The sequence below is a fragment of the Nakamurella sp. GG22 genome, assembly GCF_052976845.2.
Genome location: NZ_JBRIIO020000055.1, coordinates 1 through 19484, shown reverse-complemented (window position 1 = coordinate 19484; position 19484 = coordinate 1). Strand labels below are relative to the sequence as shown.

Below are 19484 nucleotides of genomic sequence, written 5' to 3'. Positions count from 1 at the left end.
GGGTGAACGCGCTCGACCGGCTGCAGCAGGCCAACGACACCCTGCAGATCGTCGAGGTGCAGGTCCGGACGCTGGCCAGGACGGTCCGGGACATCGCCACGAAGGTCCCCGACTGTGACGGCTCGCAGCCGCCGATGCCGATGGCGTCATCGATGCTGAGCGCCGCCGCCGACGCGATCGAGGCCTTCGCGCACACCATGCTGCGGGCCGAGAAGGACGCCGCCGCAGAGGTTGTCGGCGGTCCGGCGCGCCGCTCGATCGCGGTCGGCCGGGCCCAGATCGGGGAGATCAACGCGGACCTGGCCGACATGCTGGCGGCCAACCTGGCCCGTGGTGTCTTCCTGGGAGCCATGGTGGTCGAGACGGGTCGCGTCCTCGACGAACTGGAGTCGGGGCTGGACGCCATGCGGCCGGCCGACGCCGCCGATAGGGCCGCCGACAGCTGAGACTGCCGTCCCACCAGCGGGCGTCAGCGCCAGGGCAGCTCGGAGCGACCCTCCCAGTACTCGGCAGGGTCCAATGCCGACCCGGTCAACTCCGCCAGGTCCTCGCGATCCAGGGTGAGGGTGTCGGCCAGCAGGTTCTGCGCCAGCTGTGCAGGCCCGGCGGGGCCGAGCAGCACCCGGTTCGCCCACGGCTGTGCGGCGGCTGCGGCCAGCGCGACCGCGTCCGTCCCGACCTTGTGCCGCTCGGCCAGCGACCGGAGCACATCGGGCGGCGAGGTGACCAGCCGCCCGTTCGCCAGCGCCTCTTTCACGATGACGGTGAGTTCCCGGCGGGACGCCTTCGCCAGGGCTTCGCCCGCGCTGGTTTCCAGCAGGTTCCAGGTGGACTGCACCGCCGAGAACAGTGCGGCGCCGCCGCGGGTGACGTCCAGCGCGCGCAGGATCGTCTCGCCCTGCCCCGGTCCGGAGGTCGAGAACCCGACCGCGACGCCGGAGTCGCGGAGCCGGGCGAGGGCGTCGAGCAGCGGGCCGTCATCGAACAGCGGCGAGTCCGCCGTGAGCGAGTGCACCTGATAGAGGTGCACCCTCGGCAGGGTCCGCACGGTCAGTTGCCACTGCCGCTCGAACTGCTGGATGGAGTGTTCCTTGATCTCGTGAACCTCGGCGTCAGGATTCCAGTCACCGACGTACGCGTAACCCCATTTGCTCGAGACGGTGGGCGCGCGCTCCGGCCAGTCGGGGTCGGCATCCGCGCGCGAGCGCCACCACTGCCCAACGAACTCCTCCGCCCGACCGTAGGAGCGGGCGGTGTCGACCCAGTCGATCCCGGCCTCGACGGCGGCGTCGAGCACCCGGAAGGTGTTGCGCCGGAACGCTTCCACGCTGCGATCGGCAGGCAGCGCGGTCTCGCTGCCGGTGTTGATGTACGCCGGCCTGCCGAGCACGGCGGTGCCGATCGCCCACCGCGCCCGCCTGCGCACCACCCGCGGTTGGCGGCCGGGCATGGCAATGCCCCCGAACGTCACGGGTGGCCGCCCGTTCGGGGGCATCGCTGCACTGCTTCCGGTGCTACAGGTACTGGCCGGTGTTCGACGCGGTGTCGATTGCCCGTGAGCCCTCGGACTGCTTGCCCGACACCAGGGTGCGGATGTACACGATCCGCTCGCCCTTCTTGCCGGAGATGCGCGCCCAGTCGTCCGGGTTCGTGGTGTTCGGCAGGTCCTCGTTCTCGGCGAACTCGTCGGTGATGGCATCGAGCAGCTGGGACACCCGCAGACCGTTGATGCCCGTTTCGATGCGCGCCTTGATCGCGGCCTTCTTCGCCCGGTCGACGATGTTCTGGATCATCGCTCCGGAGTTGAAGTCCTTGAAGTACAGGACCTCCTTGTCACCGTTCGCGTACGTCACTTCCAGGAACCGGTTCTCGTCCGTTTCGGTGTACATCCGCTCGACGGTGTGCTGGATCATCGCGTTGATGCACTCGCGGCGATCCCCGGCGAACTCGGCAAGGTCCTCGGGATGGATCGGCAGCTCGGGCAGCAGGTACTTGGTAAAGATGTCGCGCGCGGCCTCGGCGTCCGGGCGTTCGATCTTGATCTTGACGTCCAGCCGGCCCGGCCGGAGGATCGCCGGGTCGATCATGTCCTCGCGGTTGGAGGCGCCGATCACGATGACGTTCTCCAGGCCCTCGACGCCGTCGATCTCGCTGAGCAGCTGCGGGACGATCGTCGTCTCGACATCGGAGGACACACCGGTCCCGCGGGTGCGGAAGACCGAATCCATCTCGTCGAAGAACACGATCACCGGGGTGCCATCGGAGGCCTTCTCGCGCGCCCGTTGGAAGATCAGCCGGATGGTCCGCTCGGTCTCGCCGACGTACTTGTTGAGCAGCTCCGGGCCTTTGATGTTGAGGAAGTAGCTGGTGACCTTCTCCTCGCCGCGGAGCAGCGCCACCTGCTTGGCCAGCGAGTTCGCCACGGCCTTCGCGATCAGCGTCTTTCCGCACCCGGGCGGGCCGTAGAGCAGCACACCCTTCGGTGGCCTCAGCTGGTATTCGGCGAAGAGGTCGGAGTGCAGGAACGGCAACTCGACGGCGTCCCGGATCTGCTCGATCTGCCTCGTCAGGCCGCCGATGTCGCCGTACTCGACGTCGGGCACCTCCTCCAGGACGAGATCCTCGACCTCCGACTTCGGCACCCGCTCGTAGGCGTATCCAGCCTTGCTGTCGACCAGCAGCGAATCACCCGGCTTGAGCGGGATGTCCATCAGCGGGGCGGCCAGATGCACGACCCGCTCCTCGTCGGCATGACCGACGACAAGAGCCCGACCACCGTCGAGAACCTCGCGCAGCGAGCAGACCTCGCCCACCACGTCGTACTCGCCGGCCTCGACAACTGTCAGAGCCTCGTTCAGGCGAACCTGCTGGCCGCGCTTGAGCCCGGTGACGTCAACCGTGGGCGAGACGGACAACCGCATCCGCCGGCCGCCGGTGAACACCTCGACGGATCCGTCGGGTGCCTCGCCGAGGTAGACGCCGTATCCGCTCGGCGGCTGCGCCAGCCGATCGACTTCTTCCTTCAGCTGGAGCAGCTGAGCCCGGGCGTCACGCAGGGTGACGACAAGCTTTTCGTTGCGTTCCGAAAGGGCGTTGATCCGGTTCGCCGATTCGGTCAGTTGCCGCTCGAGCGGCCTGGTGTCGCTCGGTACCAGCGCGAGCCGGCGACGCAGCTGGGCGACCTCATCGTTGAGCACGCGAATCTGCGCGCTGAGCTGAGCCGGAGTCTGCCGGTAACCATCCTCCGGGCCTGAGCCCGGCGTGTTGTCGACGCCTTCCGGCGAGTCGAACTCGGTCACATTGCCCTCCCCTCACATCGGAGCCTGCAGGATTGAAGCCTACCTGCGGTGACCGACAGACCTTGGGAACCAACGGGGATCCACCAGGTGCCGTCGACCGACGAGGTCGGAACTATTCCAGAAGTAACCCACCCGACGGCGGTCTAAACACCCATACCGTGACAAACCTCATTGCGGGTGATGAGAGGCGCCCGCACGCCGTCGGAACGACGATTTCAGATCGTTACGTCGGCGATATCCAACGAACACAGGCCGGCTCGCACCGGCGACCCATCACCGGCCGCCCGAGGTGGGACGTCGCTGCGGCCGCGGTGCGACGACTCCGGGGGCGAGCCGGCGGGCGGTGAGCAGGAACGCGGTGTGGCCCATCATCCGGTGTTCCGGCCGGACGGCGAGGCCGACCAGGTGCCATGGCCGGTGCAGCGACTCCCAGGCGGCCGGCTCGGTGAACCCGCCGTGCCCCCTGATGTCCTCGGCGATGCGGGACAGCTGCGTGGTGGTCGGGACGTACACGGTCAGTACGCCGCCGGGCACCAGATGGTCGGCCACCGTCGGCAGCACCGACCACGGTTCGAGCATGTCCAGGACGATCCGATCCACCTGGCCGGAGTGGTCCGCCATGTCGCCGACGGTCAGCGACCAGTTCTCCGGGCGGTGTCCGAAGAACCGCTCCACGTTGCGGATGGCATGGTCGGCGTGGTCCTGGCGGATCTCGTAGGAGATCACCCTGCCCTCGCTGCCGACCGCCCGCAGCAGCGAGCAGGTCAGTGCGCCCGACCCTGCCCCGGCCTCGAGAACCGTTGCGCCGGGGAAGATGTCGCCCCAGTGCACGATCTGCGCCGCGTCCTTCGGGTAGATCACCGCTGCCCCGCGCGGCATCGACAGCACGTAATCGGTGAGCAGCGGCCGCAGCGCCAGGTAGGACGTGCCACCGGCCGAGGTGATCAGGCTTCCCTCGGGCCTGCCGATCAGACTGTCGTGCGCCAGGGCGCCGCGATGCGTGTGGTACGTCGCTCCCTCCTCCAGCACTACGGTGTACTTGCGTCCCTTCGAGTCGGTCAGCTGGACCCGGTCGCCCGGACCGAAATCGCGATTCACACGTGCTTCTCTCTGTGCTGGTCTGGTTGCCGCTGGTCTGGTTGCCGCTGGTCTGGTTGCCGCTGGTCTGGTTGCCGGTTCCCGGTCGGGTCCTGGTGCAACGGTTGCGCCGCGGCGGGTGCTGAATGCGCGAGCTCCCACCAACGGGCCGGACGCCGCGCGGCGGCGGCCAGGATGTCCTCGCGGTGGAGCAGGCCGGCCGGCCTACCGGCCTCGTCGATCAGCAGGAACGCGGCGGAGCCGGCACGACGCGCGCGCCCGACGACGGCGGCCGGGGCGTCGTCGGGCAGCACGATCGACTCGGGAGGCAGGTGGATGGACGCCAACGAGGTCGGGGCGCCGGGAGCCCGCAGCACCAGGTCCTGCGCAGCCCTGCTGTCGAGCACGCCCCGGGTGACACCGTCGGGCCCGATCACCAGGACCGCACGGCCGCCGGCGGCCTGCAGGGCGAGGGCGATGGGCGTCTCGCCGGGAAGTTGCACCACGGGGCGGGCGAGCGCGGTCAGCGGGAGCCCCGCCGGCCAGGTCGACCGGGCCCGCCGGCCCCGCTCGGCAGCTGCGCCGACGGCGACGAACAACGCCATCGCCACGGCGATCCCGGCCGGCAGCAGGGCGTCGGCACCGTCGCCGATCAGCAGTGCGACTGCGTACCCGACCAGCAGCAGGGAGATGAGATACCCGCCGATCACGGCGACGGTCGTGCCGGTGCGCCGGTTGCCGGTCAGCACCCAGACGGCTGCCCGGAGCACCCGGCCGCCGTCGAGTGGGAGGGCGGGCAGGACGTTGAAGACGGCCACCACCAGGTTGGACAGTGCCAGCAGCATGACCAGTAACCAGGTAACGGTGCCCGGTTCGGTCAGCTGGACCACGAGCCAGGACAGACCGGCGAGGACCGCGGACACCGCCGGCCCGGCCGCGGCGATGACGGCCTCCTCACGGGGCGACCTGGGCACCCGTTGCAGTTCCGAGACGCCCCCGAGCAGGTACAGCCGGACCCCGACCACGTTCATCCCGAGCAGCCGGGCCGCAAGGCAATGCCCGAGCTCGTGGGCCAGCACGCTCGCCCCGAGCAACAGGCCCAACAGCACCGAGACGGCAACTGCCACGAACGGCCCGGTACCGGGCACCACCTGCGCGATGACCGGAACGCCGAGCGCACCGATGATCACCACCGACAGCACCCAGGACGGGGCGACCGAGATGGGTACGCCAGCGATGCGGCCGACGACCACACCGTTCGCTGTCCACCGTCGACCCGGGTCCGCGGTGCCGGAGTCCTTGCTACTCACGTTCGCAGGGTAGTGGCTGCCGCGCGTCGGTAGGCCGGGTGAGTGCAACCGGGCCGGCAACAGCGGGCACGACGCGGCGGCGCGTCACGGCCGCCTGTCGGTGCACCGAACTACCGTGACGCCCATGACCACAACGATCGCCGGCGATCCCGTTGCCCGTCCGGCTGTGCCGGCCGGGGCAATGGTCGACCAGCCGGCGGTCGTCAAGGACGAGCCGGTCGAACGGATCCGGCGTCCGCTGGCGTTGTCACCGTCCCGGGCCGGCGACTTCAAGACCTGCCCGCTGCTCTACCGGCTGCGGGCGGTCGACCGGCTCCCGGAGGCACCCAGCGCCCCGGCCGCACGCGGCACGCTGGTGCACAGCGTGCTGGAGCAGATGTTCGGCCGGCCGGCGGAGCAGCGGACCCCGGATCTCACCGCAGCGCTGGTCGCTCCGACCTGGGAACGAATGTCCACCGAGTACCCCGACCTGGCCGGGGTGGTCGACCCGGCCGAGATGACCGGCTGGCTCCACTCCGCCGAGGATCTGGTCCGGACCTACTTCTCACTGGAAGACCCCCGGCGGTTCGATCCGGAGGCGTGCGAGCTGGCGCTGGAGATCGAGATCGCCGGCCCGGTGCCGTTGCGCGGATTCATCGACCGGCTCGACCTCGCGCCGACCGGTGAGCTGCGCGTCGTCGACTACAAGACCGGTCGGCCGCCCGGGCCCGACTTCGAGGCCAGGGCGCTCTACCAGCTGAAGTTCTACGCACTGATGATCTACCGGCTGCGCGGGGTGCTGCCCGCCCAGCTCAAGCTCATCTACCTGGCCGACGGGCTGACCCTGCAGTACGCGCCGTCGGAGCAGGAATTGATCAGCTTCGAGTCAGCGGTGGGCGCACTCTGGCGGGCGATCACCAGGGCATTGGAGACGGGGGATTTCCCGCCGAGGCCGAGCTCGATGTGTCAGTGGTGCGCACACCAGGCGCTGTGCCCTGAGTTCGGCGGAACCCCGCCGCCGTATCCCGGGCCGCCCGGGCTAGCGGCCGTCCCGGGTGCCGACGTCACGGTGGCCCCGGGATCACAACCGGCAGGAGCGGATGTCGCTGGCGAGGATGGCCTTGGCGCCGAGCTCGGCAAGCGCGTCCATCACCGGGTTGACCTCGGCCCGGCGCACCATGGCCCGGACGGCACGCCATGACGGGTCCGCCAACGGGGCGACCGTTGGCGACTCCAGTCCGGGGGTGATGGCCGTCGCCCTGTCCAGCAGGTGTTCCGGGCAGTCGTAGTCCAGCATCAGGTACTGCTGAGCGAACACGACGCCCTGCAGCCGGCTGCACAGCTGCCTGGCCGCCGACGAGACCTCGGTGCCCCGTCTGGTCAGCAACACGGCCTCGGACTCACAAATCACGTCACCGAACGCGACGAGCCCGTGCTGACGCAGCGAGCGGCCCGAATCGACGACGTCCGCGATCGCGTCGGCTAGCCCCAACTGAACAGAGATCTCCACCGCCCCGTCCAGCCGGATAACTTTGGCCTCGATGCCGTGCTCGGCAAGGTCGCGCCGGGCCAGGTGCGGGTACGACGTCGCGATGCGCTTGCCGGCGAGGTCGGCGATGTGCCAGTCGCGGTCGGCCGGTCCGGCATAGCGGAATGTCGAGTAGCCGAAACCGAGCCCGATCAGCTCGTCGACCTCGGCGGCGGAATCGGCCGCGAGGTCCCTGCCGGTGATACCCAGGTCCAGCTCGCCGGAGCCGACGTAGACGGCGATGTCCTTGGGGCGGAGGAAGAAGAACTCGACGTCGTTGGCCACGTCCAACACCGTGAGATCACGTGATTCGTAGCGCTGCCGGTACCCCGCCTCCCGCAGCATCGACGCGGCCGGTTCGCTCAGCGTGCCCTTGTTGGGCACGGCAACTTTCAACATCAAGAACTCCTTCGGGGGTCGCCCACCGGGTGTGGACGGCACTGCGGGTCGCTGGCTGGTGGCGGGATGCGGGCGCGCGCGGCTCCCGGACTTTGGCGCCAGGGATGGTCGATCGACGCGGGCCCTACAGATGCTCGTAAACCTGCTGCAGGCTGATGCCCCGACCGATCATGATCACCTGGGCGCGGTACAGCAGCTGCGAGATCTCCAACGCGAGGCTGTCGTCGTCCTCGTGTTCCGCCGCGAGCCAGACCTCGCCGGCCTCCTCCAGCAACTTCTTTCCCTGCGCATGAACGCCGGCGTCCAGCGCCGCGACGGTGCCGGACCCTTCGGGCCGGGTGGTGGCCCGGTCGGTGAGCTCCTCGAACAGGGAATCGAACGTCTTCACAGGGTCAGATTGTCGCAGAGCCGACGGGGCCCCCGCGCCGCCCTGTCGATGCGCGGAGCGCGTGGGAGGCGGCGCGAACCGAACGCCGATCGTGGCGGTGGCCCGCGGGGCGCCGATCGCCACGAACCGCCGGCGGCCCGTCCGTCGGGTCGGAGTTCCGGTCGGCGTCGTGGCAGGCTCGGGCAACCCACGGACTGCACTGCTGAAAGGACCGTCGTGTCGCTCGCCGAACCCACCGACGACGGTGACGGCCCGCCGGGTGAGGCGGCGGGAGCGCCCCCGGGGCCCGTTCCGGCCGTCGGTACGAGCGACGGCGGGGTGTCCCGGCGGGTGTCGCGTCGTTGCCGTACGGCGGCCGCCGCGGCGTCGGTCCTCGCCGGGGCGTGCCTGCTGGTGGCTGCGGTCCGGCCGCAGGATCTCGTCAGCGGAGTACTTGTCCTGCTGGCAGCTGCGGCGGTCCTGACCGCGGCCGTGCTGGTCAGGCGGTCCGCACTCTGGACGTCGATCGCGTCGGCGACGCTGCCCACGGCAACCGGTCAGAGCGGGACAGTCGGTGCGCCGCAACCGTTGTCGCCGCCGAAGCCGGGTGCACCGCTGCGCCGCCGGATCGGCGCCTGGGTCGTGCCCGTGCACGCCACGGACGGACCACAGCCGGGTGCGGGTGCGCTGGTGGTGCATGCGCGCACCGACGGGATCACGCTGACCGCCGGCGACCGGGTGCGGATCTGGCGCGCGGGCCGGGCCGGCGCCGAACCCGTGGCGGCCGGGGCCTCCCAGACGTCGGCCCCTGCCGGGGACGGCGAGATTCCCGCCGTGACAGGCCGTTTCGTGCTCCGCCGGGAGTCGGACGGCGAGGTCTTCCTGGGCACGACCCGGCTGACCGACACCTGGTGATGGGCATCGAGAACCCCGACAGCGCAGCGCGGATCCGAGGGTTGACAGTCGCCGACTGGGCCGCGGTGGAGGCCATCTACGCCGCTGGGATCGCGACGGGTGACGCCACCTTCGAGACCGAGACGCCGTCGTGGGAGCAGTTCGACTCCGTGAAACTGGCCGCTCACCGCTGGGTCGCTGTCGACGTCGCCGACCTGATCCTGGGGTGGGTCGCGGTCTCCCCTGTGTCGACGCGGCCGGTCTACCGCGGCGTCGTCGAGCACTCCGTCTATGTCGATCCCGGCTCAGCCCAACGGGGAGTGGGGACCGCCCTGCTCAGAGCGCTGATCGCGTCGACCGAGGCTGCCGGGATCTGGACGATCCAATCCGGGGTCTATCCGGAGAACCGGGCGAGCCTGAATCTGCACCGCACACACGGGTTCCGGGTCATCGGAACCCGTGAACGCGTGGGCCGACACCACGGGAGGTGGCGTGACGTCGTGCTGATCGAGCGCCGGAGCAGTCACGTGGGTCAGGAGCCGCCACACCCGATGTGATCAGATCAGCTTGGACGCCTTTCGCCTGGCCTTGGCCGCCGCCGCGACGGCCGGGTCCGGCTGGGCGGCTGCCCTGGTCGTCGTCGCGCGGGCTGGTCGAGCGGTGGCCGCGGCCTTGGACGTGCCGTTCCTGGCCGCCGGCACGCCGGCGCCGTTGACCGATTTCCCGTTCGCTGCGCTTTCCTCGGCCGCACCGCCGTTCACGGCCGCACCGTTGCTGGCGCCCCCGTTGCTGGCGCCGCCGTTGCCGGCGCCGCCGTTGCCAGCGCCGCCGTTGACCGCAGCACCGTTGACCGCAGCACCGTTGACCGCAGCACCGTTGGCTGCACGACCGTTCCGCGCACCGGTTTTCCGCGCCACCGGCGGCTTCGACGCCCGGGACACCCCGCGACCGGCAAGCACGGGAGCGAGGAATTGCCCGGTGTACGACTCCGGAACGGCCGCAACCTCTTCCGGCGTGCCCTGGGCGATGACGAGGCCACCGCCGGAGCCGCCTTCCGGACCCATGTCGATCACATGGTCCGCCGTCTTGATGACGTCGAGGTTGTGCTCGATGACGATCACCGTGTTGCCCTTGTCCACCAGACCGTTCACCACGCCGAGCAGTTTCTCGACATCCGCGAAATGCAGTCCGGTGGTCGGCTCGTCGAGCACGTACACGGTCCGGCCGGTCGACCGCTTCTGCAGTTCCGATGCCAGCTTGACCCGCTGCGCTTCGCCGCCGGAAAGGGTCGGCGCGGGTTGCCCGAGCCGGACGTACCCCAGGCCGACCTCGACCAGCGTCTTGAGATGCCGGTGGATCGGCCCGATCGCCTCGAAGAACTCGGCCGCCTCCTCGATGGTGGTGTTCAGTACCTCGGCAATGTTCTTGCCCTTGTAATGGACCTCGAGGGTCTCCCGGTTGAACCGGGCGCCCTTGCACACCTCGCACGGCACGTAGATGTCCGGCAGGAAGTTCATCTCGATCTTGAGCGTTCCGTCGCCGGCGCAGGCCTCGCAGCGACCGCCCTTGACGTTGAACGAGAACCTGCCCTGCTGGTAGCCCCGCACCTTCGCCTCGGTGGTGGAGGCGAAGAGTTTGCGGACGTGGTCGAACACGCCGGTGTACGTCGCGGGGTTCGACCGGGGGGTGCGGCCGATCGGCGACTGGTCGACACCGACGACCTTGTCGACCTCGTCCACGCCGGTCACCCTGGTGTGCCGCCCCGGCACCATCCGGGCCCCGTTGATCCGGTTCGCCAGCACGGCATGCAGGATGTCGTTGACCAGGGTGGACTTTCCGGAGCCCGAGACACCCGTCACCGCAATGAGAGTGCCGAGCGGGAAGTCGACCGTCAGGTCACGCAGGTTGTTCTCCCGGGCGCCCACCACGGTCAGCTTGCGCCGTTTGTTCACCGGCCGGCGGACCATCGGGACGGCGATCTCCCGCCTCCCGGAGATGAAGGCTCCGGTGACCGACTCGGCCGACGACTCGAGGTCGGCGACGGTGCCCGACACGACGACCTTCCCGCCGTGTTCGCCGGCGCCCGGCCCGATGTCGACCACCCAGTCCGCGGTCCGGATGGTGTCCTCGTCGTGCTCGACGACGATCAGCGTGTTGCCCAGATCACGGAGCCGGGTGAGGGTCTGGATCAACCGATGGTTGTCCCGCTGGTGCAGGCCGATGGACGGCTCGTCCAGGACGTACAGCACACCCACCAGCCCGGAACCGATCTGCGTCGCCAGCCGGATGCGTTGCGCCTCACCGCCGGACAGCGTGGCGGCCGGCCGGTTGAGCGAGAGGTAGTCCAGCCCGACGTCGAGCAGGAACCCGAGGCGGGCGTCCACCTCCTTCAGCACCCGCTCGGCGATCATCCGGTCACGTTCGCTGAGCACCAGGCCGGGGAAGAACGCGGCGGCGTCCTTGATCGACATCGCCGACAGCTCGGCGATGTTCCGCCGGCCCAGTTCGGCATGCTCGATCGTCACTGCGAGGATCTCCGGCTTGAGTCGGGTGCCGTGACAGACCGGACACGGGACCTCGCGCATGTAACCCTCGTACCGCTCGCGGGCGAAGTCCGAGTCGGTCTGTGCCGCACGCCGCTCGAGATACGGGATGACGCCCTCGAACTCGGCGTAATACGAGCGCTGCCGGTTGTACCTGTTCCGGTACGTGACATGCACCTGCTCGTCCACGCCGTGCAGGACTGCCTTGCGAACGTGCGCCGGCAGCCTGTCCCACGGGGTGTCCATCGAGAAACCCATCACCTCGGCCAGCCCCTGGAGCAGCCTGGTGAAGTACTCGCTGGTCGTGCCCGCTGACCACGGATGGATGGCGCCGCCGCCCAGCGACTGCGAGCCGTCCGGCACCACCAGGTCGGCGTCGACCTCCTTGCGGGTGCCCAGCCCGGTGCACTCCGGGCACGCACCGAACGGTGAGTTGAAGGAGAACGACCGCGGCTCCAACTCGTCCAACGCGAGGGGGTGGTTGTTCGGGCAGGCGAGCCGCTCCGAGTACCGCCGCTCACGGTGCGGGTCGTCCTCGGGGAGGTCGACGAAGTCCAAAATCACCACACCGTCGGCCAGGCCCAGCCCGGTCTCGACGGAGTCGGTGATGCGTTGCTTCGCGGTCTCCCGATTGACCAGTCGGTCGACGACCACCTCGACCGAGTGCTTCTCCTGCTTCTTGAGCTTCGGTGGCTCGGTCAGCTGGTAGACCACGCCGTCGATCCGGACGCGGGAGTAGCCCTTGGCCTGGAGATCGTTCAGCAGGTCGACGTACTCGCCCTTGCGCTCGCGGATCACCGGAGCGAGGACCTGGAACCGGGTGCCCTCGGGCATCTCGAGGACCCTGTCCACGATCTGCTGCGGGGTCTGTTTGGAGATCGGCTCGCCACAGATCGGACAGTGCGGGTGCCCGATCCGGGCATAGAGCAGCCGGAGGTAGTCGTAGATCTCGGTGATGGTGCCGACCGTCGACCGCGGGTTCCGCGAGGTCGATTTCTGGTCGATCGAGACGGCCGGCGACAGCCCCTCGATGAAGTCCACGTCCGGCTTGTCCATCTGCCCGAGGAACTGCCTGGCGTACGACGACAACGACTCGACGTACCGCCGCTGGCCTTCCGCGAAGATGGTGTCGAAGGCGAGCGACGACTTCCCGGAACCGGACAATCCGGTGAAGACGACCAGCGAGTCGCGCGGCAGAGTGATGTCGACGTTCCGCAAATTGTGTTCGCGGGCGCCTCGCACGATCAGGTGGTCTGTCACGTTGAACCATGCTAGGCGCGTGGTCCGACAGCCCTGCATTCTGCGGTGCCGGGTACCCGACGGGAAGATGACCTGATGAGCATCGACACCCCGCCCCCGGTCCGGTGGGCGCTCGCCGGTTACGGCTCCGGCGGACGCATCTTCCATCGGCCGTTGATCGCGTCGGCGACCGGATTGGAGCTGGTGGCGGTGGTGACCGGCAACCCGGAGCGGCAGGCGCAGGTGCGGACCGACGCCCCCGGTGCGACGCCGGTCGGATCGCTCGCCGAGCTGGCCGCGCTCGGTGTGCAGGGGGTGACCATCACCACACCCAGCGCCACCCATGCGCCGCTCGCACACGAGGCGCTGGACCTCGGCCTGCACGTCGTCGTGGACAAGCCGTTCGCCTTGACGGCGCCGGACGCCCGGGAATTGGCCGAACACGCGGCGGCGGCGGGACTGGTGCTGACGCCGTACCAGAACCGCCGTTGGGACAGCGACCTCCGCACGCTGCGCAGCCTGATCGACGACGGCGAGCTGGGCGCGGTACACCGGTTCACCTCCCGCATCGATCGCTTCAAGCCGGTCAAGGAGAGCTGGCACGGCGGCACCGCGGCGCAGGGTGGCGGGACCCTGCTCGACCTCGGACCCCACCTGGTCGACCAGGCCCTGTTCCTGTTCGGTCCGGTGGCCACCGTGCATGCCGAGCTCCGCACCATCAGGGCGGGGGCCGGGGCCGAGGACGACATCGAACTGCACCTGCGGCACACCGCCGGAGTGCAGTCGACGCTGGCCGCCGCGATGGCGTCGGCCGCACCTGGTCCCCGACTGCAGGCCAACGGGACCCGCGCCGGGTTCGTCATCGATGGGTTCGACATCCAGGAGGAGCAGTTGAAGGCAGGCGGCACACCGGCGTCGCTCGGGGACCGCTGGGGCGTGGAGCCCGAGTCGGCCTGGGGCACCCTCTACGACGGGGAGTCGTCGCGTCGCGTGCCGAGCCAACGGGGCGCCTGGGACCTGTACTACCCCGCGGTCGCCGCCGCCGTCACGGGCGGTGCCCCGCCGCCTGTCGACCCCCGGGACGCGGTGGCGACCGCCGCGGTGCTCGATGCCGCCCGCGAGTCGGCTGCCAACGGAACCGTTGTGAGCCTGTAGGTGACGCAAGGACGGAGCGCGATACCTGAGCCGCCGGGCGATACCGGCCGCGGCGGGCATCGCCTCGTCGCGGGCCGGTACCGGCCGGACCGGATGATCGGGCGCGGTTCGCACGGAACGGTGTGGGCCGCCACCGACGAGCTGCTGCGCCGCCGGGTCGCGTTGAAGAAGATCGACATCCCGCGCGACATCCCGCCCGCGGCCGCCGAGGAACTGCGCGAGCGGACCCTGCGGGAGGCACGGGCGGTCGCGGCGCTGTCCAACCTGCACGTCGTCACGCTGTACGACATCGTCCCCGCGACCGAAACCGGCCCGGTGCTGGTGATGGAGCTGGTCGAGGGCACGACGCTGGCCCAGATCATCGCGCGGCGGAGCATGCTCGCTCCCGCCGTCGCGGCCACGGTCGGGGTGGCTGTCGCCTCCGCTCTGCTGTCCGCGCACGCCGTCGGCATCGTCCACCGCGACGTGAAACCGGGCAACATCCTGATCACCCACCAGGGGATGGTGAAGCTCAGCGATTTCGGCATCGCCCGCAACGTCGACGAGGCGTCCACGACCAGTCCGCGGGTGATCGTCGGCTCTCCCGCCTACCTCGCCCCGGAGGTGATCAACGGCGAACCGGCCGGGCCAGCATCCGATGCGTGGAGTCTGGGCGCGACGATGTTCGCCTGCGTCGAGGGGCACCCACCCTTCGACCGCGGGACCGGCATGGACACCGTGCTGTCTGTCGTCAACGACCTCGTCCCGCCGCATCCACACGCGGGTCAGCTGGAGCGGGTGATCTCCGGGCTGTTGGTCAAATCGCCCACACTGCGCATGCCGCTCGATCATGCGTTGGCGCTGCTGCGTGCGGCGGCCGCCGACCCCACCGGGATCAACACCGGTCTCGGTTCAGATCCCCCACCGGTCGGGATGCCGGCCAACCCTGTCGGCCTCGCGACGCCGGCGTCCACCCTGCCATTGCCGGGGACGGCCGAGTTGCCCCCGCCGTGACACCGCCTACCGTTTGGCAGATGAGCGACGACGCACCATCTTCCGCGAGCGGGTCCGACACCGGCGACTACACCGGTCACGTCGAGCCGCACGGGCGAGCCTCGACCCGCACCCTTCCCGAGATCACCGTCAGCAAGATCTCGGTGGGTCCGATGGACAACAACGCCTACCTGCTGGTCTGCCGGCACACCGACGAGGCCGTGCTGATCGACGCCGCCAACGACGCGGACAGGATCCTGAATCTGCTCGAGAGTGCCGCTGGCACACCGCCTCTCCGCGCCGTGGTCACCACCCACTCGCACCGCGATCACTGGCAGGCGCTGTCCGCGGTCGGTGAACGGACGGCCGCGACGTTGTACGCCGGCGCCGATGACGCCGATGCCATCCCCGTCAGGACCGATGTCAGTCTCGGAGACGGCGATACGGTCCCGGTCGGCGACTGCCGCCTCGAGGTGATCGCGTTGCGCGGGCACACCCCCGGCTCGATCGCCCTGCTCTACACCGACCCCGGCGGGAACCCGCACCTGTTCACCGGCGACTCGCTGTTCCCCGGAGGTCCGGGCAAGACCTCGTCACCCGAGAACTTCTCGTCCTTGATGGACGATCTCGAGGCGAGGGTGTTCGACCGGCTCCCCGACGAGACGGTGGTGTACCCGGGACACGGTGACGACACGACGCTCGGCAACGAGCGGCCGCATCTGGGGGAATGGCGCGCCCGGGGCTGGTGAGGCCGGCGGGCGGGGTGGACAGCTCGGCGTGGGCCACACGCAGGTGCGGCCCACCCCTCCGCCGAAATCAGACGGTGACCGGCGCGGCCGGCTCCGCAGGGGCAGGCGCGACGGGCACGTTCGGCCGGCGCAGGCCGACGAACGCGGCGACACCACCGAGGGCGACCAACGCGGCGGCCAGCAGCAGCCCCGCCTGGTAACCACCGAGGAAGGCATCGGTCGGCGTCGACCCGCCGGTGAGCAGCACCGATTGGCGGGCGGTCAGCACTGCCCCGATCACGGTGATCCCGAGCAGGCCGGACACCTCGCGGGATGCGTTGAAGATGCCCGACGCGACACCCGCTTCGTCCCGCGGCATCGCGTCCAGGACGCTGGAGGTCAGCGGCACCGTGAGACCGCCACCGATCCCGATCACCGCGAAACTGGGCATCAGCGACCAGAATCCGGCATCGGCCCCGAGCATGCTGACCGATGCGATGCCGCCGGCCATCATCAGCATCGCCACCGCGACGACCCGATGGGCGCCTAGCCGGTGCGACACCCGCTCGGAGACGACCGCGCCGGCCGCCATCAGCAGAGCCATCGGGACGAAGGCCGCCCCTGCCTCCGTCGGCGAGAAGCCCAGCACGCCCTGCAGGTAGAGCGAGGTGAAGAAGTAGATCCCGAACAAGCCGAAGCCCCACATCACCAGCGCGATCAGTCCGCCGCTGAACACCCGCTCGCGGAACAGCGACATGGCCACCATCGGGTTCGCCACCCGGCGTTCCAGTCGGACGAAGACGATCCCGAGCACCAGCGCGACCGCGAAACAGCCGAGGATCACCGGTGAGGTCCAACCCCGGTCGTGACCCTCGATCAGCCCGAAGGTGAGAGCGAACAACGCACCCGCGGAGGCGAGCACGCCCGGGATGTCGATCCGCCGCAGTCCGGAATCCTGACGCGATTCGCGGATCGCCACCGCCGCCAGCGCCAGCGTTCCCAGTCCGACCGGGACGTTGATGAAGAAGATCCATTCCCAGCTGAGGTACTCGCTCAGCAACCCGCCGAGCAGCGGCCCGACCGCCAACGCGAGCGCGCCCACCGCACTCCAGATCCCCACCGCGGCGGCGCGTTGCCGCCCCTCCGGGAAGGTCGCCGAGATGATCGCCAGGGTGGTCGGTGTCACCAGCGCGGCGCCGAGACCCTGCACCGCCCTGCTGATCACCAGGACGTCGACCGAGGTCGCGAAACCGGCCGCCAGCGACGCGGCGGTGAAGATCGAGAGCCCGATGAGGAACAGTCGCTTCCGTCCCCAGAGGTCGGCGAGTCGGCCGCCGGCCAGCAACAGGCTGGCGAACACCAGGATGTAGGAGCTGACGATCCACTCCAGCCCGGAGGTGGTCAGCTGCAGGTCCCGCTCTATCGCCGGGATCGCCACGTTGATGATGTTGTTGTCGAGATAGGTCATGAAGGTGGCGAGCGCCACCGCCAGCAGGGTCAAGCGGGATCGTTCCACAAGGGCTCCTCTACGGTGTACATGTATGCCGTATAGCAAAGCCTTTACGGTGTAGAGTTGTCAACATGAAATCGACGTCGACTTCTGCGCCCCGTTCCGACGCCACCCCGCTGTCCCGCGACGCCGTCGTCGATCACGCGCTCGCCCTGGCCGATGTCGATGGGCCCGCGGCGGTGTCGATCCGCCGTATCGCGCAGGACTTCGGCGTCACCCCCATGGCGCTGTACTGGCACGTGAAGAACAAGGACGAGCTGCTCGCCGCAATGGGTGACCGAATCCTGGAGAGCGTCGATCTCCCGGAGGCCGAACCCGGCGCCGGTCTGGAGGAACTGCACGTCCTGCTCACCGCGCTCGTCGCGGCCCTGCACCGGCACCCCGGCTGCACGGCGCTGGCACAACAGCGGGTGCTGGTCTGCGACCGGGGCCGGGTGCTGGCCGAGCGGTCGCTGGACATCCTGCGGCGCAACGGGTTCGGGGTCCGGCAGAGCGCCGACCTGTCGCGCGCCGCGCTGCAGACGGCGATCATGCTGGTCTCCGGGAGGCCCGGCGCCGAGACCAGCACACCGCAGGACGAAAGGGCGGCGGTGCTCGCGCAGAAGCGCGCCGCGCTCGTCGGACTGCCCGCCGACCGGTTCCCGCACCTGGTGGAGTGCGCCGATGCGCTGACCGAGTGCGATGACGAGGCCGCGTACTACGGCGCCGGCATCGACCTGTTCATGGCCGGGGTGACGACGCTCGCCGATCGGCAGGCAGTGCACCGCTGAGCGTCGGGTCTCACCTGGTTCGGCGCCGGAAGGCGAGCCCGGAGAGTGCCACCGACACCGCGAGAATGCCGCAGCACCACACGATCGCCAGCCACGGCGCATTCCCGACCGGTGTGCCGTTCAGCAGCCCGCGGACACTCTCGATGATCGGGGTGATCGGCTGGTGCTCCGAAAAACCCTGCAGCCACGTCGGCATCGTCGCGATCGGAACGAAAGCGCTGCTGGCGTAGGGCAGGAACATCAGGATGAAGGCGAAACCGTTGGCCGCCTCCGGAGATCGGGCCAGCAGACCCACCAGGGCGGCCAACCACGAGATCGTCACGATGAACAGCAGCAGGATCCCGGCCGCGGCAAGCCAGCCGGCGGGACAGGCTGCCGAACGGAAGCCGATCAGGAAAGCCACCCCGAACACCAGGATCGTCGATGCCATGTTCCGTGCGACGCTTGCCACCACATGGCCGGCGAGCAGCGCGGCCCCGCTCACGTCCAACGACCGGAACCGGTCGATGATCCCGCCCTGCATGTCCTGGCTGACACTGACCGCCGTGCTCGCCGACCCGAAACCCGCACACAGCACCAGCACTCCGGGGACCACGTAGAACACGTACCCGCCACCGGTGTCCAGTGCTCCGCCGAACAGATAGACGAACAGCAGCATCAGGATGACCGGCAGCAGCAACGAGGTGATCAGCACGTCGAGGTTGCGCCGGCTGAGCCGCAGACCGCGGGCAGCCATGGTCGCCGAATCGCCGAGAAGCTTTGCCGCCGAACCGGTGTGATCCGAGGACCGACCGGGTGCACCGGGATCCACCACGAGCGACTCAGACATGGACCGGCTCCGCCGCAGGAGCGGTGCCGACAGACCCGGTGCCGATGGACCCGGTGCTGATGGACCCGCTGGTGCTGTGCCCGGTCAGGGCGAGGAACACGTCATCGAGCGTGGCGGTGTGCACGGAGAATTTCGTGATGGATCGGCCGTCGGGGTCGATCTCGTCCAGCATGCGGCGGATGGCGGCCGCCGAACCGTCGGTGGGCACGCTCACCGAACGCAGGACCCGATCCGACGCAATGGCCCGGTCACCGAGCATCTCCACCGCCCGCCGGTGGTCGGCGTCATCGCGGAGAAGCACGTCGAGACGCTGGTCGGCCACCGCCCGCTTGAGCTCGGCCGGTGTGCCGGACGCGACGACCCGGCCGGCGTCGATGACGACGATGCTGTCCGCCAGCTGATCCGCCTCCTCCAGGTACTGGGTGGTCAGCACGATGCCCACCCCGGACCGGACCTGCTCCGCGATCAGCTCCCACATCGCCTGTCTGCTGTGCAGGTCCAGGCCCGTTGTCGGTTCGTCGAGAAACAGGACCGACGGCCGGCCGACCAGCCCGCACGCCAGGTCCAGGCGCCGCCGCATGCCGCCGGAGTAGGTGGCAACGGTGCGCCCGGCCGCATCGACAAGCTCGAAGCACTCGAGCATCTCGCGGGCGCGCAGCCGCGAGCGGCGCCCGGTGAGGCCGGCGAGCCTGCCCATCATCTCGAGGTTCTCCGCGCCCGTCTGCAATTCGTCGATGGCGACGTTCTGGCCCGTGAGGCTGATCCGGCGGCGCACCTCACGCCGCTCGCGGAGAATGTCGAACCCCGCCACTGTTGCCGCACCGACATCCGGCCGCACGAGGGTGGCCAGGATCCGAACTGTCGTCGTCTTGCCGGCACCGTTCG

The 19484-nt window shown here is 69.7% G+C and carries 18 protein-coding genes; 8 read left to right on the top strand and 10 right to left on the bottom strand.

Going from position 1 to position 19484, the window contains the following annotated elements; all coding sequences use genetic code 11:
* Positions 1-446, top strand: a 446-nt coding sequence (locus tag ACVBEQ_RS27420) for a hypothetical protein (protein WP_447156597.1), incomplete at its 5' end; no start/stop codon positions are given.
* A gap of 23 nt (positions 447-469) precedes the next feature.
* On the opposite strand, the gene ACVBEQ_RS27415 is transcribed toward ACVBEQ_RS27420, so the two are convergent.
* From ACVBEQ_RS27415 to ACVBEQ_RS27400, 4 genes are all read right to left on the bottom strand, one after another.
* Positions 470-1450: an aldo/keto reductase gene (locus ACVBEQ_RS27415; RefSeq protein ID WP_447156601.1), complete on the bottom strand. Its 981-nt coding sequence runs from the start codon at positions 1448-1450 to the stop codon at positions 470-472.
* Between the two features lie 64 nt (positions 1451-1514).
* The gene (arc, locus tag ACVBEQ_RS27410; protein ID WP_447156596.1) at positions 1515-3299 is read right to left on the bottom strand and encodes a proteasome ATPase; all 1785 of its coding nucleotides are present in this window, start codon (positions 3297-3299) and stop codon (positions 1515-1517) included.
* A gap of 273 nt (positions 3300-3572) precedes the next feature.
* Entirely contained in the window at positions 3573-4397 is an 825-nt protein-coding gene (locus ACVBEQ_RS27405; RefSeq protein WP_447156595.1) for a tRNA (adenine-N1)-methyltransferase, read from the bottom strand.
* Positions 4394-5686 carry a M50 family metallopeptidase gene (locus tag ACVBEQ_RS27400; RefSeq protein WP_447156594.1) on the bottom strand — a complete coding sequence of 431 codons (1293 nt, stop codon included), beginning with the start codon at positions 5684-5686 and terminating at the stop codon, positions 4394-4396. The genes ACVBEQ_RS27405 and ACVBEQ_RS27400 overlap by 4 nt, the downstream gene beginning before the upstream one ends.
* 226 nt (positions 5687-5912) lie before the next feature.
* On the opposite strand from ACVBEQ_RS27400, the gene ACVBEQ_RS27395 reads away from it, so the two are divergent.
* Positions 5913-6866, top strand: a complete 954-nt coding sequence (locus ACVBEQ_RS27395; protein WP_447156600.1) for a RecB family exonuclease — start codon at positions 5913-5915, stop codon at positions 6864-6866.
* Here the strand turns inward: ACVBEQ_RS27395 and hisG are convergent.
* Both hisG and ACVBEQ_RS27385 read right to left on the bottom strand, forming a co-directional pair.
* A complete protein-coding gene (gene hisG / locus ACVBEQ_RS27390; protein ID WP_447156593.1) occupies positions 6747-7592 on the bottom strand; it encodes an ATP phosphoribosyltransferase in 846 nt (281 codons plus the stop codon). The genes ACVBEQ_RS27395 and hisG overlap by 120 nt on opposite strands.
* Positions 7593-7716: 124 nt before the next feature.
* Positions 7717-7980 carry a phosphoribosyl-ATP diphosphatase gene (locus ACVBEQ_RS27385; RefSeq protein WP_447156592.1) on the bottom strand — a complete coding sequence of 88 codons (264 nt, stop codon included), beginning with the start codon at positions 7978-7980 and terminating at the stop codon, positions 7717-7719.
* Between the two features lie 216 nt (positions 7981-8196).
* Here ACVBEQ_RS27385 and ACVBEQ_RS27380 point away from each other — a divergent pair, with 216 nt between their 5' ends.
* Both ACVBEQ_RS27380 and ACVBEQ_RS27375 read left to right on the top strand, forming a co-directional pair.
* Positions 8197-8874 carry a hypothetical protein gene (locus ACVBEQ_RS27380; protein WP_447156591.1) on the top strand — a complete coding sequence of 226 codons (678 nt, stop codon included), beginning with the start codon at positions 8197-8199 and terminating at the stop codon, positions 8872-8874.
* Positions 8874-9410, top strand: a complete 537-nt coding sequence (locus tag ACVBEQ_RS27375) for a GNAT family N-acetyltransferase (protein WP_447156599.1) — start codon at positions 8874-8876, stop codon at positions 9408-9410. Before ACVBEQ_RS27380 ends, ACVBEQ_RS27375 begins: the two co-directional genes overlap by 1 nt.
* Here ACVBEQ_RS27375 and uvrA read toward each other — a convergent pair whose 3' ends face one another.
* A complete protein-coding gene (gene uvrA, locus ACVBEQ_RS27370; RefSeq protein ID WP_447156590.1) occupies positions 9411-12656 on the bottom strand; it encodes an excinuclease ABC subunit UvrA in 3246 nt (1081 codons plus the stop codon).
* Between the two features lie 75 nt (positions 12657-12731).
* Here uvrA and ACVBEQ_RS27365 point away from each other — a divergent pair, with 75 nt between their 5' ends.
* The 3 genes from ACVBEQ_RS27365 to ACVBEQ_RS27355 are packed head-to-tail and all read left to right on the top strand — an operon-like array spanning position 12732 to position 15511.
* Positions 12732-13790 carry a Gfo/Idh/MocA family protein gene (locus ACVBEQ_RS27365; protein WP_447156589.1) on the top strand — a complete coding sequence of 353 codons (1059 nt, stop codon included), beginning with the start codon at positions 12732-12734 and terminating at the stop codon, positions 13788-13790.
* A complete protein-coding gene (locus ACVBEQ_RS27360) occupies positions 13791-14783 on the top strand; it encodes a serine/threonine-protein kinase (protein WP_447156588.1) in 993 nt (330 codons plus the stop codon). It begins immediately after the preceding gene.
* 20 nt (positions 14784-14803) lie between these two features.
* Positions 14804-15511: an MBL fold metallo-hydrolase gene (locus tag ACVBEQ_RS27355; protein ID WP_447156587.1), complete on the top strand. Its 708-nt coding sequence runs from the start codon at positions 14804-14806 to the stop codon at positions 15509-15511.
* A 67-nt stretch (positions 15512-15578) separates the two neighbouring features.
* Here ACVBEQ_RS27355 and ACVBEQ_RS27350 read toward each other — a convergent pair whose 3' ends face one another.
* Positions 15579-17006: an MFS transporter gene (locus ACVBEQ_RS27350; protein ID WP_447156586.1), complete on the bottom strand. Its 1428-nt coding sequence runs from the start codon at positions 17004-17006 to the stop codon at positions 15579-15581.
* A 65-nt stretch (positions 17007-17071) separates the two neighbouring features.
* Here ACVBEQ_RS27350 and ACVBEQ_RS27345 point away from each other — a divergent pair, with 65 nt between their 5' ends.
* Positions 17072-17770 (top strand): TetR/AcrR family transcriptional regulator, encoded by a 699-nt coding sequence (locus tag ACVBEQ_RS27345; protein ID WP_447156585.1) that lies wholly within the window; start codon positions 17072-17074, stop codon positions 17768-17770.
* A 10-nt stretch (positions 17771-17780) separates the two neighbouring features.
* Here the strand turns inward: ACVBEQ_RS27345 and ACVBEQ_RS27340 are convergent, their stop codons facing one another.
* Both ACVBEQ_RS27340 and ACVBEQ_RS27335 read right to left on the bottom strand, forming a co-directional pair.
* Positions 17781-18506 (bottom strand): ABC transporter permease, encoded by a 726-nt coding sequence (locus tag ACVBEQ_RS27340; protein WP_447156598.1) that lies wholly within the window; start codon positions 18504-18506, stop codon positions 17781-17783.
* A gap of 85 nt (positions 18507-18591) precedes the next feature.
* A partial coding sequence (locus ACVBEQ_RS27335; protein WP_447156584.1) for an ATP-binding cassette domain-containing protein occupies positions 18592-19484 on the bottom strand: 893 nt, incomplete at its 5' end.

Bases quoted from the DNA above. Each gene is read 5' to 3' on its own strand.
- ACVBEQ_RS27355 (WP_447156587.1), top strand. From the start codon at position 14,804: ATGAGCGACGACGCACCATCTTCCGCGAGCGGGTCCGACACCGGCGAC.
- hisG (WP_447156593.1), bottom strand. From the start codon at position 7,592: ATGTTGAAAGTTGCCGTGCCCAACAAGGGCACGCTGAGCGAACCGGCC.
- ACVBEQ_RS27340 (WP_447156598.1), bottom strand. From the start codon at position 18,506: ATGGCTGCCCGCGGTCTGCGGCTCAGCCGGCGCAACCTCGACGTGCTG.
- ACVBEQ_RS27345 (WP_447156585.1), top strand. From the start codon at position 17,072: ATGAAATCGACGTCGACTTCTGCGCCCCGTTCCGACGCCACCCCGCTG.
- ACVBEQ_RS27415 (WP_447156601.1), bottom strand. From the start codon at position 1,450: ATGCCCGGCCGCCAACCGCGGGTGGTGCGCAGGCGGGCGCGGTGGGCG.
- ACVBEQ_RS27365 (WP_447156589.1), top strand. From the start codon at position 12,732: ATGAGCATCGACACCCCGCCCCCGGTCCGGTGGGCGCTCGCCGGTTAC.
- ACVBEQ_RS27375 (WP_447156599.1), top strand. From the start codon at position 8,874: ATGGGCATCGAGAACCCCGACAGCGCAGCGCGGATCCGAGGGTTGACA.